Here is a 19,213-nt window from a genome sequence, read left to right on the forward strand (position 1 = left end):
TATATTTTTAAAGAAAAGGAGTGTGTTTTGTGGATAACAAGAAATTAATTTCAATAGTTCTTTCTGCTTCAATTTTAAGTACAAATGTGCCATATAATGTGTTTGCAGATAATATAAAGAGAGATGCAATAGTTTACAATGAAAACAATTCCATAAATAAAAAAGCACAAAACGAAGGAAAAGAGAAAAGTAGTGAAAGTTTTTCATTAGATATGGGAAATTATGTAGATACAAATGGGATTTTAACTTTTCCAGAAGCAAAAGGAACAATAGATAATCCAACTTATTTACGATTTGATTTTAATAGAAATGTGTATGAAAATGTAACAATTACTTATAGTTTAAATTCGGAAGAAAAAACTTTAATTGGTAAAAACATAAAAATACCTGTTAAAACACAAAATGAATTGAATGAGGTTTTAAGAACTTTAAAAATAGATACAAAAAATAATAAAAAATTAGGATTTGATATTATATTAGGAGGGTTACCACTTTACAAGAGTATAGAAGGTGTACCTTCAAGATTATATAAGGCTGAAAGAGCAATAGACGGGAATAGTGATAGTTTTTATGGTGCAATAAATAAAAATAATAGCGTATTTACCATTTTATTTGAAGATAAAACGTATATAGAAAGTGTACTTATTAAAGCAAATAAAAATTTTGTTATAAAAGGATTAAAAAATGGTAGCTGGACAAAAATAGGTGAGGGTACTCCATCGTTTGGAAAAGATGAAAGTAAAAAAATAGTAAACGTCACAGCTGGAGAGTATGAAGGTATTCGAATCGAACAAGCTCATTCTGGGGTAGATTCTTGTACTATATCTGAATTAGAATTTAATAAAGAAAGTGATAGAGAAAAAATAAATTACAATCGTTCGGAATATAGTCTTAATTTAGGGAAAAAAAGTATTAACAATGATGGTAGTATTTCTTTTACAGAAGCATCAGCTAAAGGGGATAATGTAAAACTTTTAATTAATTTTAAAAACAGCAGTAATAAAAATAAAATATCTTATATACAAAATGGTAAATATAATGAAAAAGAAGGAGATAGTGGAATTACTGTAAGTAATGAGTCTGAATTAAATGAAATAATTAGAAGTTTAAAAATTTATAATGATAATAAGGTCGAGAATAATGTAAGAATAACATTATTACCAGATACTTTTTCTTTTACAGAAGATGTTCCAGAAGGAGTATTAGCACAAGGGAATTCCTTGGCTGATAAGTATACAGCAGAGAATGTGTTTAGTGGAAGTAATGGATATTTTATATCTGGATCAGATAACCAGTTAATTTTAAAGAATACAAAAGAACTTTATATAAATGGAGCCTACTTTTTAAATGGAAATAGTATTATCATAGTAAAAGGATTAAAGAATGGAACTTGGACAGATATAGGAAAACATTCTTCAAACGAAGCTGAAATGATCAATTTAGCCCCTGGTTACTATGATGAGATTAAATTTGTTAGCTCATCTACTTTAGATATGAGAAATCTGTATCTTCGATATAGTAATATAAGTAAAGATTTTAAATTAGAAATATTTAAAGATGAATCACCTGAATTAAAAGTAGGTGCTAATATAGATATTTTACAAAATAACAAGTTTGATATTATGAAGGGAGTAACTGCAACTGATGTTATAGATGGAGATTTAACAGATAAAATAACTGTTGAGATAATGAATCCAAATGGAGAGAGTGTTTCTGAATTAGATACAAATATACTTGGAAAATGGACAATTAAATATAGTGTAAAAGATAGTGGGGATAATACTACAAGCTATTTAAGAACATTAAGAGTAGTTAAAGATTTTAATGTTAGTATAGATTTAGGAAAAGAGCTTGTTACAAGTAAGTATGTGAAATTTCCTAATGTAAAAATAAGTTCTACTGATGAAAAACAAAAAATAGATGGATTAAAAATGTATTTCCCTCAAAATTTCAATAAGGATACTTTTAAAGTACATTATATATTAAATGGAGTTGAAAAGGTATCAACAGATCAAGTGATAGAGATAAATAATGAATTTAGCATAAATGAGGCAGAAGAATTAATTAAATCTATAAAAATTGAACATAAAAATAATGAAGAGTTTAAATTTACTGTAAGACTGGGTAAAAATGAAGTTGACGATATGGTGTACAACTATGAAAATAATCATTACTATAAATTTATTTCTGCATCAGGAATAACTTGGAAAGAAGCAAAAGTAGATGCAGAAAAACAGGAATTTTTAGGAGTTCGAGGATATTTAGCAACAATAACTTCTGCTAATGAACAAGAAGTAGTACATAATTTAACTTCTAATTGCGTTTGGCTTGGTGGAACTGATGAAGAAGCAGAAGGCAACTGGAAATGGGTTACAGGAGAACCTTTTGAATATACAAACTGGTATCCTGGTAGACCAGACAATTATTTAAATCAACAACACTACATTATTTCCTACAATGATAATCAGAGATTATGGGATGATGATTTTAATATAGCAAGTGGGGGGAAAATAGATGGATATATTGTAGAATTTGGCTTAGATGAAAAACTGCCTTATCCTAATACTTTAGATAAATTTAAGTATGAAGATACTGCAACGATAGAACCACTTAAAGCAAAACAAGACATAGTGCTTAATGCTTTAGTAGATAAAGATAACAACAAAGTAATACTTGATTGGAATAACATAAAAGATATAGATTACTATAAAATATGGCAGAAAAAAGAAGGACAAAACGATTTTCAGACAATGTCTTCAAACAATTTTGCAAAAGGAGAAAAAGTAAAAGTTTTAAATATATATCCTACTGTTTCTGTTAAAAATACGTTCAAAAATTGGGTAAATGAGTCTGGTCAAGGCTTAATTGATATAGATGTTGTAAGTAATGCTGATTTTAATAATAACCCAGATTATTATTTAAAAAATGAAAGTGGGAACTATAAATATGATGTAATTGCGTGTGGATTTGCTAATATAAATTCATCTATAGCACTTCCAGAAAAATCGGTGATTGCTATAAATGAGGCTAAAAGAAATAATGTTGGAATTCTTCTGGGGCACCATTATATTGGAGAAAATATAGGTAATTTCCCTAAATATAATGAAGAATATTACATGAATAAATACAAGAATACATCTGAGGTTTGCAGTAATGAAGTAGAGATTGATAAATCTCATGAAGCACTGAATTATCCAAATCAATTAGGAAAAGTAGGTGATGTATTAGAGATACCAAATTCCCACAGTAATTATAGTGCTTTCCCTTTTGAAGAAGATGTTATAATAAAATTCCATAATCCTAAAAAACATGTATATCCTTATAATTGTAATAAAGATTATAATGGATTTACAGGAGAGATAAACGGGAAAAATGTATCTCAAAACGCTTATTTAAGTATACATGGGAATACAGCACAGATTCAGACAGGGCATTCTGGAAAAAGTATAACAAACGATGAAAAAAATATGTTGGCAAATACTGTTTTTTATTTAGCACAAAAAATAGATGAAAGTTATCTTGAAGATGTAAATGGAAAAGACATTAATTCTCCTACAGTTCCAAAGTACCAATTATATGACACAGGTATAAAACAAGGGATTCAATTTAATTCAGAGGATAGAGGATCTACATACGAATATTATGTAGAAGGAGTTTCAAAATATGGGGATGTGACTAATATTTCAAATAAGAAAAAGGTTGAAATAAAATCAGGATTTAAGGGGTACTCATATGAAGTTAGTAATAATCCTACCCCATCAGTAAGTTTGGGAGATGTTATAAATAGTACAGATGGATTTATACCTGCAAACGAATTAGCAAGTAAATTATATGTTCATATAATCTCATTAGATAAGGTTGGAAATAAGAGCGAAGTAGTTACACTTCCAATTAGTGGTATCTTTGAAGATTTGCCTCCAGTATTAGATGTTGGAGGAAACATAAGTATAAGCAGAGGTAAAGATTATAACTTAATGGAAAATATCACAGCCACTGATGATTATGATGGAGATCTGACTAAAGATATTAGTATTACAATAAAGGATCCTTCTAATAAAATTGTTGATCAATTTGATACAAATGTACTTGGAAAATGGAGTATTGAGTATAGCGTTAAAGATAGTAAACAACAGGAAAGCAAAGCAATAAAAGAAATAACAGTAAAAGAAAATTTGGATTATTTGAGTATTAATTTAGGAGAACCTAACAAAAAAAGATTTGTTGTTTCTTTTCCTAATGCTACTGTTGTAAATAATAGCAATGAACTAATAAGTGGGATAAAATTATATATAAGCGAAGGTTATAATGACAGTATATTAATAAAATATAAAGATAAAGGTGTACAAAAAACGACTAAGGGACAACAAATAATATTAACAGGAAATTATTCACGTGAAGAGGCTGAAGAATTAATAAAATCCATACAAATTGAACATGACAACAGCACAAGTTTTATATTTAATGTAAGATTACAAAATAATAGCGTAGATGATATAATATATAATCCTGTAAATGGAAATTATTATCAGTTTGTAGCAGATAGAAGAATTAGTTGGAAAAATGCAAAATTAAAAGCTGAAAAAATGGAGTACAAAGGTTTAAAAGGTCACTTAGCAACAATTAAATCAAAGCATGAACTTAACTTATTTAATTCTTTAACAACAAAAACGGTTTGGCTTGGAGCGACAGACGAAGAAAAAGAAGGACAATGGAAATGGGTAACAGGAGAGTTTGTTAAATTTACGAACTGGTGTGCTGGAGAACCAAACAACTTCGGAGGAACAGAAGATTATATGGTGTCTATTAAAAATTCAAATGGGTTATGGAATGATACAAATAACGCCCCCGATCCATATTGGACTGATATAGAAGGATTTGTCGTGGAATATGAAAATGTAGACAATAATAATGGTTCTTCTTATGAAGTATGTAAGTATGAAGATAGTGTAAAGGTGGATAATATTATAGCGAATCAAGATATTGTTTTAAATTTAGATAAAAAAGATAATATTGTTTTAAATTGGAATAAGTATAAAGATGCAGAATATTATAAAATTCTAAGAAAAGAAGAAAATTCTTTTGAAATAATAAAAGATAATTTAAAAGAGAGCTTGTTTAGTGATAGTTTAGCTGAAGATAAAGTTTCTCCTAAGATGGAATATTCTTTAATATTAAATAAAGAAAGAACAGCTAAAATGGAATTTCATTCTGAAGATTTAGGATCAGAATATGAATATAACGTGGAAAGCTACGATGAAGATAATTACCAAACTGCATATTCTAATACTGTAAAGACAAAAATTACATCTGGTTTTAAAGGATACAGATATTTAGTAGATGAGAGTCCAAATACAGAAATTAGTGGAGAAGTAAACAATACAGATGGTAAATTTGAGTTTAAAAATGTAACAGATAATACTTATCTCCATATATATGCAATAGACAACAATGGCAATAAAACAGAAACTAAGCACATAAAATTATCCGATGATACTTACAACAATAAGCCAAGAATAACTTTACCTGGGAAAAACAGAGTTATTAGCATAGGAGAAGAGTTTGACAAATTACAAGGAGTATCTGCATATGATTTTGAGGATGGTGATTTAACTAATAAAATTAAAGTTGAAGGTGAAGTTAATAACAATAAAAAGGGTGTATATAAAATAAAATACACAGTTGAAGATTCAAAAGGTATTCAAGTGGAAGAGATTGTACAGGTCCATGTAACTGGAGATATGGAAGTTAATATAGAAGAAGGAAGTAATAATTTAGAAGTTAATTGGACTAAGGTTAATAATGCTGTTAAATATGTTCTTTATAGAACAAATGAAAATGGGTTTTCTTTTGAAGAAAAAGGAACATTTAATGATACACAGTTTATAGATAATACTGCTACAGATATAAGTTCTCCTGTTATAACATATTTAGGAGAAATAAATGAAGATTCTATTAAAACAAGAAAAGTTGTTTCTTTAAGTAAAGAAATATTAAGAAAATTGAATAAGGAAATAGATAATACAGATAAGATTAAGCTTAAAGTTATGTCTAAGGACTTAGGAACTACATATAGATACTTTGTAGAAGCTTTGGATAAAGATAATAATGTAATAAATTCCAGTGAAATTAGAAATGGTAAAGTTACAGCAGGATTAGCTGGATTTAGCTATATAATAGATGAAAAAGAAAATACAGAAGTTAAGAATTCTGTTAATATAAAGAATGCAGAAGATATAGATATAAAAAATAATAAATCTAAATTCTTGCATATTAAAGCAATAGACAAGAATGGAAATGTGAGTAAGACAATACATCATTTAATAACTGGTAAATATGATACTAATTATGCCCCTGTTATTAAAGGATTAACATCAAAAAGAGTAAAAGAGGGAGAATCTTTTAATCCTCTTGCTGGAGTAACTGCTTATGATGTGGAAGATGGAGATATAACAAACAAAATACAAGTAATAGGTTCAGTTAATACAAGTAAAAATGGGAAATACAAATTAACTTATAAAGTAGAAGATAGATCAGGGAATATAAGAGAGGTAAAAAGAAATATTCTTGTACATGGAGATATGGAAATAGAAGTAACTGCTAATAAAGAAGATAACAATGTAGTTGTATCTTGGGATAAAAATGTTTTAGGAGAAGATGTTTTCTATGAAGTAAGAAAGTGGAATAGTGTTTTAGATAATTATTCTACTATAGGATATACTGAAGATTTATCTTTTGTAGATAATAATACAAAAGATATCTATGGTCCAGAAGTAAATGGAGTAACTGAAGATAAAGAAGAACAACAACCTACAGAGGAAGAAGACAGTATAACTGAAAACCAAGAAGCTGAAGAAGAAAATAGCGTATCTGAGGAACAGGATTATAACCCTGTAGAAGAAAAAGATATTGAAAGTATAGACGGCATAGAAGAAAATAATATAAATAGTGATGTATCTCTAAGAAAAGAAAGTAACATAGATGATCACATGAAATTAAATATAAATGCAAGAGATAGAGGTGTATCTCAGACCTATCAAGTTAGAACAAGATTGAAAAAAGATAATACAATAGTAAGAGATATGACAGATGAAGAGGGCAGAGACTGGGATGTAGGTGTTGAATTTAGTGGAGAAATAGAATACTATAGATGGAAACTAAGCAACAAAAGAGAAGATAATTTAGAGACAGGAATAGTAAAAACATCTGTTTCTTCAAATGAAATAGAATTTAATCCTGAAGACTATAAGTACATTCATTTTATTCCCTATGATACTTTTGGAAATGCTGGCCAACTTGTTCACTACGAATTAGGAGAATTTGGAAATGAAGAGAGCCCTATTGGACCTCCAGTAATAGAAGGAGTAAAAGATAGTGTAATCATGGTGGATAGTAAATTCGATGTATTACAAGGAATAAAAGCTCATGATTTTAAAGGCGAAGATTTAACTAACTATATAAAGGTTAATGGATTTGTAAATGTAAATAGAGTAGGAGAATATACTATTACATATAGTGTTATGGATTTTAAAGGACAATTAACAGAAGAAACTGCTATTATAAGAGTGGCAGATTTTAATGAGAATATACCAGATAAAAAACCTGACAAGATTGATAATGCTCCAGTTGTAAATATGCTAAATGAAGAAGTTTATATAAAAGTAGGTTCTAAATATAATGTTATGGATGGAATTAAAGTAACAGATATAGAAGATGGGGATTTAACTTCTAAGGTAACATATACGACCAACTTAGACACAAGTAAAGTAGGGGATTATATTGTAAGCTATTATGTAAGAGATTCAAGAGATAATAGAGTTAGATGGAATAGAGTTGTCCATGTTGTAGACTATGAAATAGAGGAGGATTCTGACTCAAATGACCCTTCAAATACTGAAGGCAATGGAGCATTCCCTCAAATATATGCATATCCTGCATATATAGCTGTAGGAACAGAATTTAATCCTTATAGCGATGTAAGAGCATATGATGAAGAAGATGGGTATATTACTAATAAATTAAAAGTTAGTGGATATGTTAATACTTTAAAACCAGGGATTTATTATTTAACATACAAAGTAACAGATAGTAATGGAAATACTTCTTATTGTGGTAGAGGTGTTTATGTCTATGAAGGTGGCTGGGATAATGGGGCTGGAGAAAAACCAGATCCAAATCCAGATTGGGGCGAAAACGACAACGAAGAGGAAGAAGGAGACCATATACCTTCTAAGCCTAATCAGCCTAATCAAGATGAAGATGAAGATAACTCAAGTAATTTACCTGACATAGATGATAATCAAGATGGAGATGGACAAAATGACATTTATATAGATAAAAACGGAAATGTAATAAAACCAGATGGTTCAATAGTAACACCAGATGGGACAGTAATAAAGCCAGATGGAGAAACTCCATCTATAGATGAAGAAGGAAACATCATAATACCTCCAAATGTAATTGTTATTAAACCAGATGGTAGCTCAGATAAATTTATTAATGGAGCTATAATCAGACCAGATGGAACAATAGTGGTCAATGACGATTATAGTGGAAAAGAACCAGATAATAAAAATCCTAATGATGATGATGATAACAATAATTATAACAATGATGACAATAATTACAACAATGAAGAAAAAACAAATACTGATAGCTTAGATTCAAATGGTAAAAGCCCCTCTACAGGGGATAAAGGAATATTAAGTTCTGTAGCTTTAGGATTATTGGCCATAGGAGGATTATTCTTTAATAGGAAGAAAAAATAAACATAATAATACCAAGTGGATATCCACTTGGTATTATTAATTTATATCTATAAATTTTTAATATAATAATTCATCATATCAATTATAAGTATAAAAAATTCAATCAACAATGATGAAAAAAGTAAGAACTTTAATATAGGGAAACCATCAACAGAAAAAAGAGTTTTTCCAGAAGGAAGCGAAAAAGTCATTATACTTGCTTCCATGTGGTTATTCATATAAATAAAAGAAACATTTAAAATAAACGATTTAATTAAAAATCCTATAAGTGAATCTTTTAATTGTTTTTTCTCATTGTCATTTTTATCTATCTTAATCACTCTCCATAATTTTCCAAATATAACTTCATTGTAGCATATTTAAGTTTATTATACGAGAAATTTTAGATATATTTAATTGAATTTTATTCAATAATTGTAAGATTATTTTTGCTGATGTTATTTAAATTAACAGGAATATCTTTAAATATATAATCATTTAGTAGTTTTGCTGTTAAATCTAAATCAGTTCTAAAAACCCAACCATAATCCTTATATTTACCACATATGGAGAGTTCTTCAAATGGGATACATAGAGTTTCAATTGTATTAAAATCTATTTTATTAGCTGTATATAATATATCTAATATATCTTTAAAGTTTAAGTTAGTATCAATGTATTTTATAATGGTATTTAATATAGATGGATATTTAAACACACTAACATGTTTCATTTTTTCTGCCATGGAACTAATAACCTTTCTTTGTCTTTCTGTTCTACCTTGCTCTCCACCAGAATTATATCTTATTCTTGTATAGGATAATGCTTGGGCACCAGTTAAAGTTTTTAAACCTGGAGATTTTATTTCTTCTGAATTATTAGGTATATCTTTTAGATGCTTGTTAAAATCTTTAAGTTCAGATTTTTTTATTTCAACATCTACTCCACCAAGAACATCTATAATTTTAACAAAATCATTAAAATTAACTAATGCATATTTATCTATACTTAAATTATAATTTTCTTCAATAGTTTTTTCTAAAAGATCAACCCCTCCATATGCATATGCATGGTTAAGTTTGCTTTTATTATGGCCAGGGATATTAACTAAAGCATCTCTAAAAAGAGAAGTCAATTTTATCTTATTGTTTATTGTATCTATAGTTAAAATTATCATTGTGTCAGTTCGTGTAGTAACATTAGAGCTCCTTTCATCTGTGCCCAAAAGAAGTATATTTGTAATGCCTTCTATTTTTTTGAATTTATTTTCTTTTTTATTTATACTTATCGTATCTTCTTTTACCTTTTTTGTCTCGATCTTATTATTGGATAATGTATAGGAGGTAAAGAAGCTAACAACAAACATTATTACTATAAATAATAAAATAAATAATGTTTTTATTATTTTTTTAGCTTTCAGTTTCATTATTCTCTCCTTTATAATTAGTATATTATATTAATTATAAAATTTATATTTTATATAGTCAATAAAAACGAATAAAAATATATTTTAATACAATATATATATAAAGAAAGGAGCATAAATATGAATATAATTAGAAATAGAGATAGAAAAATTAAAAAAGAAAAATATATAAAAGATCAAGAAGAAATGTTAGAGGAAGAGCTTATACCTTTTACTCAAATAGATTCTAAGTTATTGTTATGCTGTGGGATACTAATTATCTCCATAATAGCATCCTTTATTGTAGCTAAATGGGAACTTTTTATTTATAGTGTTATCTGTACATTTTTAACTATTTATATTGGCAGGAGATTAAAATTTAAAGAAAACAATGATGAAGTCACAAATGTTGTAATAGGGAATCTGTCTCAATCAATCAATGATTTTATAGAGTATAAAATTAAAAATTATGATCTATTAGGAGACTATAAAAACTTATTATTAAAAACTTCTATAGTATTAACTATATGTTTATTATTTGTTGTAAATAGTGCTATATGCCTCATACCAACCCTGTTTTTTATTTTATTATTTTTTATCTCTTTCGCAAATAAAAATTTTTGTGAAATAAGGAAATGTATTAAGTGGTTAATAGTAACTGGATTTTTTGGGTTTGTGCTAAAAATGATATTTGCTATAATAGTTACAAATAATTTATCTATAGATCTATTTAACATAATAAATATAAATATTTTTACAATTATTCAATTAATAATAGATAATATAGAAATAAAAGAGCCATAGGCTCTTTTATTGTTTATTTTCCCAATACGAATTTGAAAAATATGGATTGTATTTTATTGTTAGATAAGATTCTATGTGTATCTTAATCATTAGAGCTAATGTCTTTAATTGTTCTGAATTTAAAGGGACCAAAATTCTACTATCAGGATTTTGATTATATCTTGGAGTTATTAGTCCTGTATCTGTTTCTTCTCCTTTACCTTCTTCTGCTGTAAATAAAAATCCAATTTTGCCAGGAGATAATTTTAACATCCTTGATAGAGCATAGCCATCTTTTCTCTCTTTATTTTGTTCTTTCAATTTTTTTACAGATGTACCACCTAAATTTTTCCAAATAGGCTGAGGATACTTACTATCTTTTTGTTTAGCTTCCTTTTCAGAAAGAACAGCTAATTTTTCCATTTTTCCAGATAATATATCTTGGCACAATACTAAGGCATTTTCTATGTTTATAAATATATCTACCTGTTGAGTAAATTTCTCACCTTTATTTGCATTTTTATCATATTTCCTAAAATTTATTTGTACTTTTCCTATTGGAAAAGCATTAGATAAAACTTCAAAAAATACATTACTTCCATCAATTCTTATTATTTGATGTCTTAAAAATTTTTTTTCTAAATTATCCTTGTTAAAATTCATAATAAAACCTCCTAAAATTTATTTTGAAATATTAAAATAAAACTAAAATATATAATATATATACACAATTATTAGAAAGATTATAATTTTTATTGACTATATAAAATATAAATTTTATAATTAATGTAATGATTATAAGTTGAGGTGATATATATATTTGATTATTTAGAAGAAATAAAAATAGGATTATTTAATAAAGTATCTTATACAAAAAGTAGTGGTCTTGAGATAGATAATGGATCAAATAAAAATTATAAGATTAAGGACAGATTGCCTTTAGAAAGTTTATATTATAATTATCCAAAAAATTTTTTAGTATTAAACATGGATCAAAATAAAATAAATTTTCTTAAAATAAGAGGCGAAAAATACATTGGGAGAACTGATAAAATAGAAGAAATAGAAATTCAGGATTTTAAAAAAATATATTTTCAAGATGGTAGAGAATTGCAAATAGAATACTTGGAAGAGATACCAATGTTTTTAAAAAGCTTAGAAGAGTTTAAAAATCATATTAAGAAAATAGAATTGAACAAAAATAAACTAATGATTGAAATTAGAGATAGCTCTGATGAGCTAATGTTTATAAAGAAAAAACCATTAATAGATAAGTTAAATGAAGAAATGAAGATTTGTAAAAAACAATATCAAGAAAAATGGTTTGTAGAGAAAGAGAAAGATATCATAAAATTTGGAATGTATTTAACTTGCCTATTAGAAAAATTAAAAGATTTTCAGTTGATACAAGAAGTTGGGACTCTATTAAAGAAAGAAGATACGGTTCCTATTAATAAATTAATTAAATATAAAGATATAGATATTGAGAATTTTGAAAAAGATTTGATTTCTTTGAAAGACAATTTTTCAGATTACATCTCCATTAATAATAATATAGACAAAAGATATTTAGATTGGTTAGATTTAAACAACAGAAATGTATCTGCCAATGAAGTTAATGCTACAAAAGATTTAATACTTAATATACAAGAAATATTAGAATCAGAAGCTTTTTAATTCACATGTAGTTATACATGTGAATTATTTATTATGTTCATTTATATAATAGATTAAACAAAACATAGGTTTTATATTTAATAATTATAAAAGAGGAGGAAATTTTATGGAATTTATTAATCTTACTGGATTTTGTCCTAATTATGATGCAATGGATGTGGCTGAATATATTTTATGGTACTGTGAAAATAAATTAAACAAACCAATAAATAATTCTAAATTACAAAGAATCTTATATTTTTTGCAAAAGGAGTATATTTGTAAATTTAATAAACTATTATTTGAGAATGACATGGAGGCCTGGTCCTATGGAATTGTATTTCCAGATGTTTATTATTCCTATAATAATTATGGAGTAGAAGATATAACAGGAATTCGCCCATGTAGATATTTTGAGATATCTACAGAGGATGATAGTAAATTTATAAATGATATGGTGGAGTCATTGGCATACAGGGATATTGAAGATTTAATAAAAGAAACCCAGAGAGAAGAGACCTGGAAAGCATATTGTACTCTCAAAGAAAAAACGATTCCTGTATGGGAGATTTTGTATTGGATATCTAAGGAAAAATAAATGAAAAATTATAGAAGGAGGAGTAAAAATGGTTGTATGTGAACAGAAAAAATGTAAATATTCTAAGTATATAGATAATAGTGAACATTATCCATATAAGCCAATTCTAATATGTACAAAAGACTTTATATGGATTAGTTATTATAATTCTTGTCAAAGTAAAGAGAAAATTACAGATGAAGAATATAAGTCTAAGTTGAAAAAGATAGAAAATAAAGAGGTTGAAATCTAAGATAAAAGAGGTGAAGTTTTATGGGTTGTATAGAGTTTAATGATTATGATGCTATAGATATTGCAAATTATATCTTATGGTATTGTGAAAATAAATTAAAAAATCCATCCACAAATTTGAGATTACAAAAATTATTGTATTTAATTCAAGAGAGATATCTTTATTTATATAAAGATAGTATCTTTAGTGATAAATTTGAGTGGTTTGAAGCTTGGGATTATGGACCTGCAATGCCAGAAGTTTGGTTTACTTTTTATGAATTTAATTCAAAGCCAATTACAGGTATCATACCTAAAAACAATGATTTAGTAAAAGGTAAAGAGAAAGACACTATTGAGGAGGTAATTGAACTTACTAAAGATATAAGTACTAAAGATATAATAGAATATCTAAGGTTAGAGGAGCCAGAGCATTTTATGGATAGACAAACAATATCTTCATTTGATATAGAATATTATATAGAAAAAAGAAATGGGGTATTGATATCTAAGGAATTATTAGATAAAAAGTTAAATTTAAGTAAAGAATAGAGGGATTTTTATGGTAAATACAAGTATTTTTATAGAGTCCAGATATAGTGCTCAAGATGTAGCAACCTATGTACTATGGTACTGTGAAAATAAATTGAATAAAGCAATAGATAATTTGAGATTAAATAAGTTATTGTATTTAATTCAAGCAAAATATTTATATTTATATAACGAGAGCATCTTTTTAAATTTAGATGAAAGGTTTGAAGCTTGGGATTATGGGCCAGCTATGCCAAAGGTTTGGTTTGAAATTAGCAAGACATTTGAATCTCATATAATAAAAGATGTTTGCCCTGCAGATTGTAACTTATTTACTAAGAAAGAAAAAGAGGTCATTGAAGATATACTTAATATTACTAAGAACATAAACACTTGGGATTTGGTTAAATATCTAAAAGATACAAATCCTTTTATTTGGAATTATAAAATAGGAGATAGCTCAATTCCAACTCAAGACATAAAGTTTTGGGCTAAAGAAAATAATGGTATTTTAATTCCAAAGTTCTTGTTAGAGGAGAAAGAGGTGAATTAAATGAAAGAATATAAAGATGACTTAGCAACTATATATATAGATGTGGATGATACCATAACTCCAAATATGGGGGATTCATTTTTCCCAAAAGCATTAGAGTCCATAATAAAGTTATCTAAAAAAGCTAATATAATAATTTGGTCAAAGGGTGGTTTAAATTATACGAAAGAAATAATTAATAAAGCAAATTTGGTAGATTATATCACCTTCTGTATGCCAAAGCCAGATTTAATTATAGATGACTTATTTTTCCCTGAGTTTTCATTCTCTAAAATAATAAAAGAGGGAATATGGGATTTAGATATAGATAAATTAGAAGGAAATTGGGTAGATGATAGGATTAATGTGGGAAGAATTTAATACTAATAAAAAATAGTGATAATTTTATTGAATATAAACAACAAACATGATACTATTTTATTATATAAAATAAAAGAGGTGTAACTATATGGATAAAAATTGTTTTAGTTGTTCTAAACAATTTCTTAGAAACTGTGAAATTTTAGAAAGTAATAAATTATATATAAAAATAAATGAGATGGATGGAATAGCAGGAGCTAATGAATTTAAAGAAAATTTTATGTGTGAAAACTATAGAAGTGGCAATATAGAATATCCAATTCAAGTATCAAAAATAAATGATAAATATATAAACAAAGGTAGCTATAGGAAATCTGAAATAGGAAAATTTGTTAAGGTAAGACCATGTAAAAAAGAATATGAGAATAAAACATACTTAGGTCTTTATCTTGGAGAGTTATCAAATTCCTTATTAATAAGTTATGCTCCTAAGACAAAAGAATTAGATATAAGTTCTGGAACAAACCCTGCTATGTTTGTGTTTGAATTAAATGAAATAATTTATGGGAATGAAAGTTTTTGGGGAGTTATTGAAAGAGAAGAAGATTTAAAAGAGATAAGTAATAGTGATATAGAAAATTTATGGTATGTGAAAGCTTTAAAGAGTATAGATAAATACTAAATAGAAATGAGGAATATTTATGATTCAAATTAAAGATAGTTTATATACAGCAGTAAGACAAACTGAGGAGTTATGTATAAAAGCAGTAAGAGATGACGGAATGGCTTTACAGTATGTAAAGGAACAGACAGAAAAAATATGTTTAGAAGCAGTAAAAGAAACTGGTTGGGCTTTAAGATTTGTAGAAGATCAGACAGAAGAAATATGTTTAGAAGCAGTTAAGAGAAGTCCTTATGCACTTCAGTTTGTAGAAGCACAGACAGAAGAAATGTGTTTAATAGCGGTCAAAAAAGTTGGTAATGCACTTAAGTATGTAGAAAAACAGAACTACACAATATGCTTAGAAGCCTTAAAGCAAGATATAAGATCTTTCAACCATATAAAATGGGATGAATTTGGAGTATCAAAAAATGAATTAATAGAAATGTTTACTAAATTAGTTTCATAAAACAGATAAATAGAGAGTGATAAAAATCACTCTCTATTTATTTGTTATATGTAATATTAGTTCATCACCTGAAATCTTTTTAGCTAAGTATTCCTTTCTCAAATGTTGTGCTTTTTTTGACCAATTTTTAAACTTATCTCTTGCTATTCCATTGTTTAATCCATGCATCTCTTTTGCTTCATCTCGTTGCATTTTAGCATAATTAGCTTTATAAATCTTTTCATATTTTTTAAGTATAGAATCTTTTAAGACTTTATTATTATATGATTCTTTATTACCAATTTGTTTACAGGTAAAGTTATCTTTATATATCCTATTACAAAATAAGGTATTGTGCTTATTCTTTAATATAAAATATTTTCCACAAAGATTACATTTTTTAACCACTAATCCAAGTTTGGCCATCTCAGAAAATTCATAGAATAGAAATTCCTCTAATTCTTCTAAAATAATATAATTAATTAAGCTAACTCTACCAGTAGATTGTTCTCCTATAATAGAAACTAATTCTCGATTATTATTAATACTTTTGTTGTTTATACTCATAACAGAATCAAAATCCATTCTCCCATTTTCTGTAACAGTTATAGCAAATTTAGTGTTTAAAGAGAAATTTGCATAGCTTGGATATTTTCCTAAAAAAACAGCGAATCTTTCAACTTTACTAAATGCTGTAGAAAAATCTATGTCAAAACATATATTAGCTCCATCCTGGAAAATATCATGAAGTATAACTAACTCATTTAAAACATTAAAAGCTAAATCTATTTGTTCTAATAGGGTAGTTTTACTGTTAAAAACCTTGTTTAATTTACCTATTAAATAAAAATGTGCTATTTCATGCTCACTAATAATATTGGCTATTTTATAGATAACCATATATATACCATAATGATCCTCAGGTAGATTGTAAAAATTAGTTTTTTGTTTATCATAATCATAATATAATTTTAACTGTTCTTTATATTTAGATAAATCAAGTAATATAAAGTCTATAAAATCTGTACCTACACAGTCTAAATGTTTAGGACAACTGTTTTTACTATCAAAATGTCTTACATAATGTACATTGTTTTTACTATCAATAAAAACCTTTATAAATGGATAATTAATCTTTTTTAAGATAGAAATTCACCTCTTTCCATTTTCATAATATCATAGAGAATTAATATTTTAAATATTTAAATTTTCAATTCTTTATTTTAAAAATCTTAACAAAATAGTATCATTATTAATAATAAATAAAGGAGATATAAAAGGGCCCATATATCTTTTTAAAAATTAAAGGAGGTAATTTTTATGTTTTCCTATAACATATATGTAGTTATAAATAAAATAGAAGGGGATGTATTTTTAAAATCAAATTGTATGGATCAATCAGAATTTGACTTTTTCCAAAATTTTGTTGATTTTTATAATCAAGAGGATTTGGTTGAAATAGAACTTTCAAGTTTTTATAGTATTAAAAAGAGTTTTGTCGAAGATTATTATGAACAATGTAAAGTTGTTAAAGGTGGAGAAGGACTCAATAATATAAAAAAATTGATTGAAGATATAAATAGTAATATAGCTAAAGCTAAAAAAATTATTTTTTATTGGAAATAAATTATATCAGTAATTATTTAATTTTATCTTATAAATTGTTTGATATATTGTTTATAATCAAAAAATTATAAATTTTTATAGAAAATTGAATTTTTTAGTAAAAGGTAAATGTGAAAAACTAAGAAATATGAGTCTCATAAATACATTTATTATAAATAATTTGCCAATTCAATATAATTACATAAATAAAAAAAGGGGATTTCTTATGAAATTAGAAAAACATAATTTATTAAAAATAAGGGAAGACTGTAGGAATTTAATTTTCGTTGATCAAAATTTTAATATTTGCATGGAAGCAATAAAAATAAATGGAGAATCTTTAAAGTATATAAAATGGAAACGAATAAAAAACCGAATGACAAGTGAAGAGTTAGAAAAACTATGTATAGAAGGGGTAAAGTATCAAGGTTTAAATCTTGAATTTATAGACTTAAAACAACTAATAGATAAACTTAGTAACAGACAATTATATAACATATATACTAAAGCAGTAAAAGAAAATGGTAAAGCTTTAGAGTATGTAATATTAGATGGCTTAACAGAAATGCAAATAGAGAATATCTTTTTAATAGCAGTAAGACAAGATGGAGATGCACTTCAATATATAAATAATCAAAGCTATGAAATTTGTATTGAATCAGTTAAGAAGTATAGCTGGTCTATACAATATGTAAATTGGGACGAACTTAATTTAGCTAAAGAACAGATATATAACTTATGGATTGAAGCTGTAAAAAAATATGGAAGTGCATTAATATATATAAAATGGAGTAAGTTAAAGGATAAACTTTCAGACGAACAGATTAATGAGATATGTTTAATAGCAGTAAGGCAAGAAGGAAGTGCTTTGAAATTTGTAAAAGAACAAACTCCAGAAATATGTATAGAGGCAGTAAAAAAGGATGAAAATGCACTCAAGTATGTAAATAGGGATATACTATCAAAGGAACAAGTATATAAACTATACTTGATAGCAATAAGGAGGAATGGGTCAACACTTGAGTATGTGGAGGAACAAACAGAAGAATTATGTAAAGAAGCAGTAATACAAAATGGATATGCTCTTAAGTTTGTAAAAAATCAGACTGTAGAGATATGTGTTGAGGCAGTAAAGGAAGATGGAAATGCTTTAAAATTTGTAGATGCACAGACTAAGGAAATGTGTCTTATAGCGGTAAAGCAGAATGGAAATGCTTTAAAATATGTAAAAGAACAGACAGAAGAAATATGTGTTGAGGCAGTAAGACAAAATGGATTGGCTTTAGTATTTGTAAATAATCAAACTGCTAAAATATGCCTTGAAGCAGTAAAACAAAATGGTTTGTATTTAAAACATGTAAAATGGGATGAATTAAGAGGTAAATTTTCAAACGAACAGCTCGATGAAATATGTATAAAGGCTATAAGAAAATCACCAATGGTCTTGCAATATATAGAAAATCAAACAGAGGAAATGTGTTTAATAGCAGTAAAAAAAGATGGATTAGCACTTAAGGATGTAGATAACCAAACAGAAAAAATATGCTTAGAAGCTATGAATGAAAATCCATTGTCTTTCTATTCAATAAGACGAAAAGAAGTTAAATTTACGAAAAAAAATTTACTTAAAATGTATATTAAGCTAATAAAGTATAAACTATTTTAAAATTTATATTAAATAGGAAGCAATATCTCATGAACTTTTTGGTTCATGAGATA

The 19,213-nt window shown here is 26.5% G+C and carries 16 protein-coding genes; 12 read left to right on the forward strand and 4 right to left on the reverse strand.

Going from position 1 to position 19,213, the window contains the following annotated elements:
* Positions 1 to 29 precede the first annotated feature (29 nt).
* Positions 30 to 8,765 carry an immunoglobulin-like domain-containing protein gene (locus tag IC758_RS20180; protein ID WP_227861016.1) on the forward strand — a complete coding sequence of 2,912 codons (8,736 nt, stop codon included), beginning with the start codon at positions 30 to 32 and terminating at the stop codon, positions 8,763 to 8,765.
* Between the two features lie 47 nt (positions 8,766 to 8,812).
* Here IC758_RS20180 and IC758_RS20185 read toward each other — a convergent pair whose 3' ends face one another.
* Complete coding sequence (locus IC758_RS20185; RefSeq protein WP_227825168.1) at positions 8,813 to 9,085, reverse strand: hypothetical protein; 273 nt, start codon at positions 9,083 to 9,085, stop codon at positions 8,813 to 8,815.
* Positions 9,086 to 9,168: 83 nt separating this feature from the next.
* On the reverse strand, positions 9,169 to 10,170 hold the full coding sequence (locus IC758_RS20190; RefSeq protein ID WP_227825169.1) for an LCP family protein: 1,002 nt from the start codon (positions 10,168 to 10,170) through the stop codon (positions 9,169 to 9,171).
* 120 nt (positions 10,171 to 10,290) lie between these two features.
* Here IC758_RS20190 and IC758_RS20195 point away from each other — a divergent pair, with 120 nt between their 5' ends.
* Positions 10,291 to 10,953, forward strand: coding sequence for a hypothetical protein (locus tag IC758_RS20195; protein ID WP_227825170.1), 663 nt, complete (start codon positions 10,291 to 10,293; stop codon positions 10,951 to 10,953).
* Between the two features lie 6 nt (positions 10,954 to 10,959).
* Here the strand turns inward: IC758_RS20195 and IC758_RS20200 are convergent, their stop codons facing one another.
* Positions 10,960 to 11,595 carry a hypothetical protein gene (locus IC758_RS20200; protein WP_227825171.1) on the reverse strand — a complete coding sequence of 212 codons (636 nt, stop codon included), beginning with the start codon at positions 11,593 to 11,595 and terminating at the stop codon, positions 10,960 to 10,962.
* A gap of 144 nt (positions 11,596 to 11,739) precedes the next feature.
* Between IC758_RS20200 and IC758_RS20205 the strand changes: the two genes are divergently transcribed.
* From IC758_RS20205 to IC758_RS20240, 8 genes are all read left to right on the forward strand, one after another.
* Positions 11,740 to 12,609, forward strand: coding sequence for a hypothetical protein (locus IC758_RS20205; protein ID WP_227825172.1), 870 nt, complete (start codon positions 11,740 to 11,742; stop codon positions 12,607 to 12,609).
* 106 nt (positions 12,610 to 12,715) lie between these two features.
* Complete coding sequence (locus IC758_RS20210; RefSeq protein ID WP_227825173.1) at positions 12,716 to 13,186, forward strand: Panacea domain-containing protein; 471 nt, start codon at positions 12,716 to 12,718, stop codon at positions 13,184 to 13,186.
* 28 nt (positions 13,187 to 13,214) lie between these two features.
* Positions 13,215 to 13,418, forward strand: a complete 204-nt coding sequence (locus IC758_RS20215) for a hypothetical protein (protein WP_227825174.1) — start codon at positions 13,215 to 13,217, stop codon at positions 13,416 to 13,418.
* 20 nt (positions 13,419 to 13,438) lie between these two features.
* Positions 13,439 to 13,948, forward strand: coding sequence for a Panacea domain-containing protein (locus IC758_RS20220; RefSeq protein WP_227825175.1), 510 nt, complete (start codon positions 13,439 to 13,441; stop codon positions 13,946 to 13,948).
* Between the two features lie 10 nt (positions 13,949 to 13,958).
* On the forward strand, positions 13,959 to 14,480 hold the full coding sequence (locus tag IC758_RS20225; RefSeq protein ID WP_227825176.1) for a Panacea domain-containing protein: 522 nt from the start codon (positions 13,959 to 13,961) through the stop codon (positions 14,478 to 14,480).
* Positions 14,481 to 14,840 (forward strand): hypothetical protein, encoded by a 360-nt coding sequence (locus IC758_RS20230; RefSeq protein WP_227825177.1) that lies wholly within the window; start codon positions 14,481 to 14,483, stop codon positions 14,838 to 14,840.
* A gap of 88 nt (positions 14,841 to 14,928) precedes the next feature.
* Positions 14,929 to 15,462: a hypothetical protein gene (locus IC758_RS20235; RefSeq protein ID WP_227825178.1), complete on the forward strand. Its 534-nt coding sequence runs from the start codon at positions 14,929 to 14,931 to the stop codon at positions 15,460 to 15,462.
* Between the two features lie 19 nt (positions 15,463 to 15,481).
* Positions 15,482 to 15,910 (forward strand): DUF4116 domain-containing protein, encoded by a 429-nt coding sequence (locus IC758_RS20240; RefSeq protein ID WP_227825179.1) that lies wholly within the window; start codon positions 15,482 to 15,484, stop codon positions 15,908 to 15,910.
* Between the two features lie 33 nt (positions 15,911 to 15,943).
* On the opposite strand, the gene IC758_RS20245 is transcribed toward IC758_RS20240, so the two are convergent.
* Positions 15,944 to 16,789: a DUF6076 domain-containing protein gene (locus IC758_RS20245; protein ID WP_227825180.1), complete on the reverse strand. Its 846-nt coding sequence runs from the start codon at positions 16,787 to 16,789 to the stop codon at positions 15,944 to 15,946.
* 420 nt (positions 16,790 to 17,209) lie between these two features.
* Here IC758_RS20245 and IC758_RS20250 point away from each other — a divergent pair, with 420 nt between their 5' ends.
* Both IC758_RS20250 and IC758_RS20255 read left to right on the forward strand, forming a co-directional pair.
* Positions 17,210 to 17,515 (forward strand): hypothetical protein, encoded by a 306-nt coding sequence (locus IC758_RS20250; RefSeq protein WP_227825181.1) that lies wholly within the window; start codon positions 17,210 to 17,212, stop codon positions 17,513 to 17,515.
* Between the two features lie 205 nt (positions 17,516 to 17,720).
* Positions 17,721 to 19,160 carry a DUF4116 domain-containing protein gene (locus IC758_RS20255; protein ID WP_227825182.1) on the forward strand — a complete coding sequence of 480 codons (1,440 nt, stop codon included), beginning with the start codon at positions 17,721 to 17,723 and terminating at the stop codon, positions 19,158 to 19,160.
* The last annotated feature ends 53 nt before the right edge of the window (positions 19,161 to 19,213 follow it).

The sequence above is a fragment of the Clostridioides sp. ES-W-0016-02 genome (assembly GCF_020641035.1).
GTDB lineage: Bacteria > Bacillota > Clostridia > Peptostreptococcales > Peptostreptococcaceae > Clostridioides.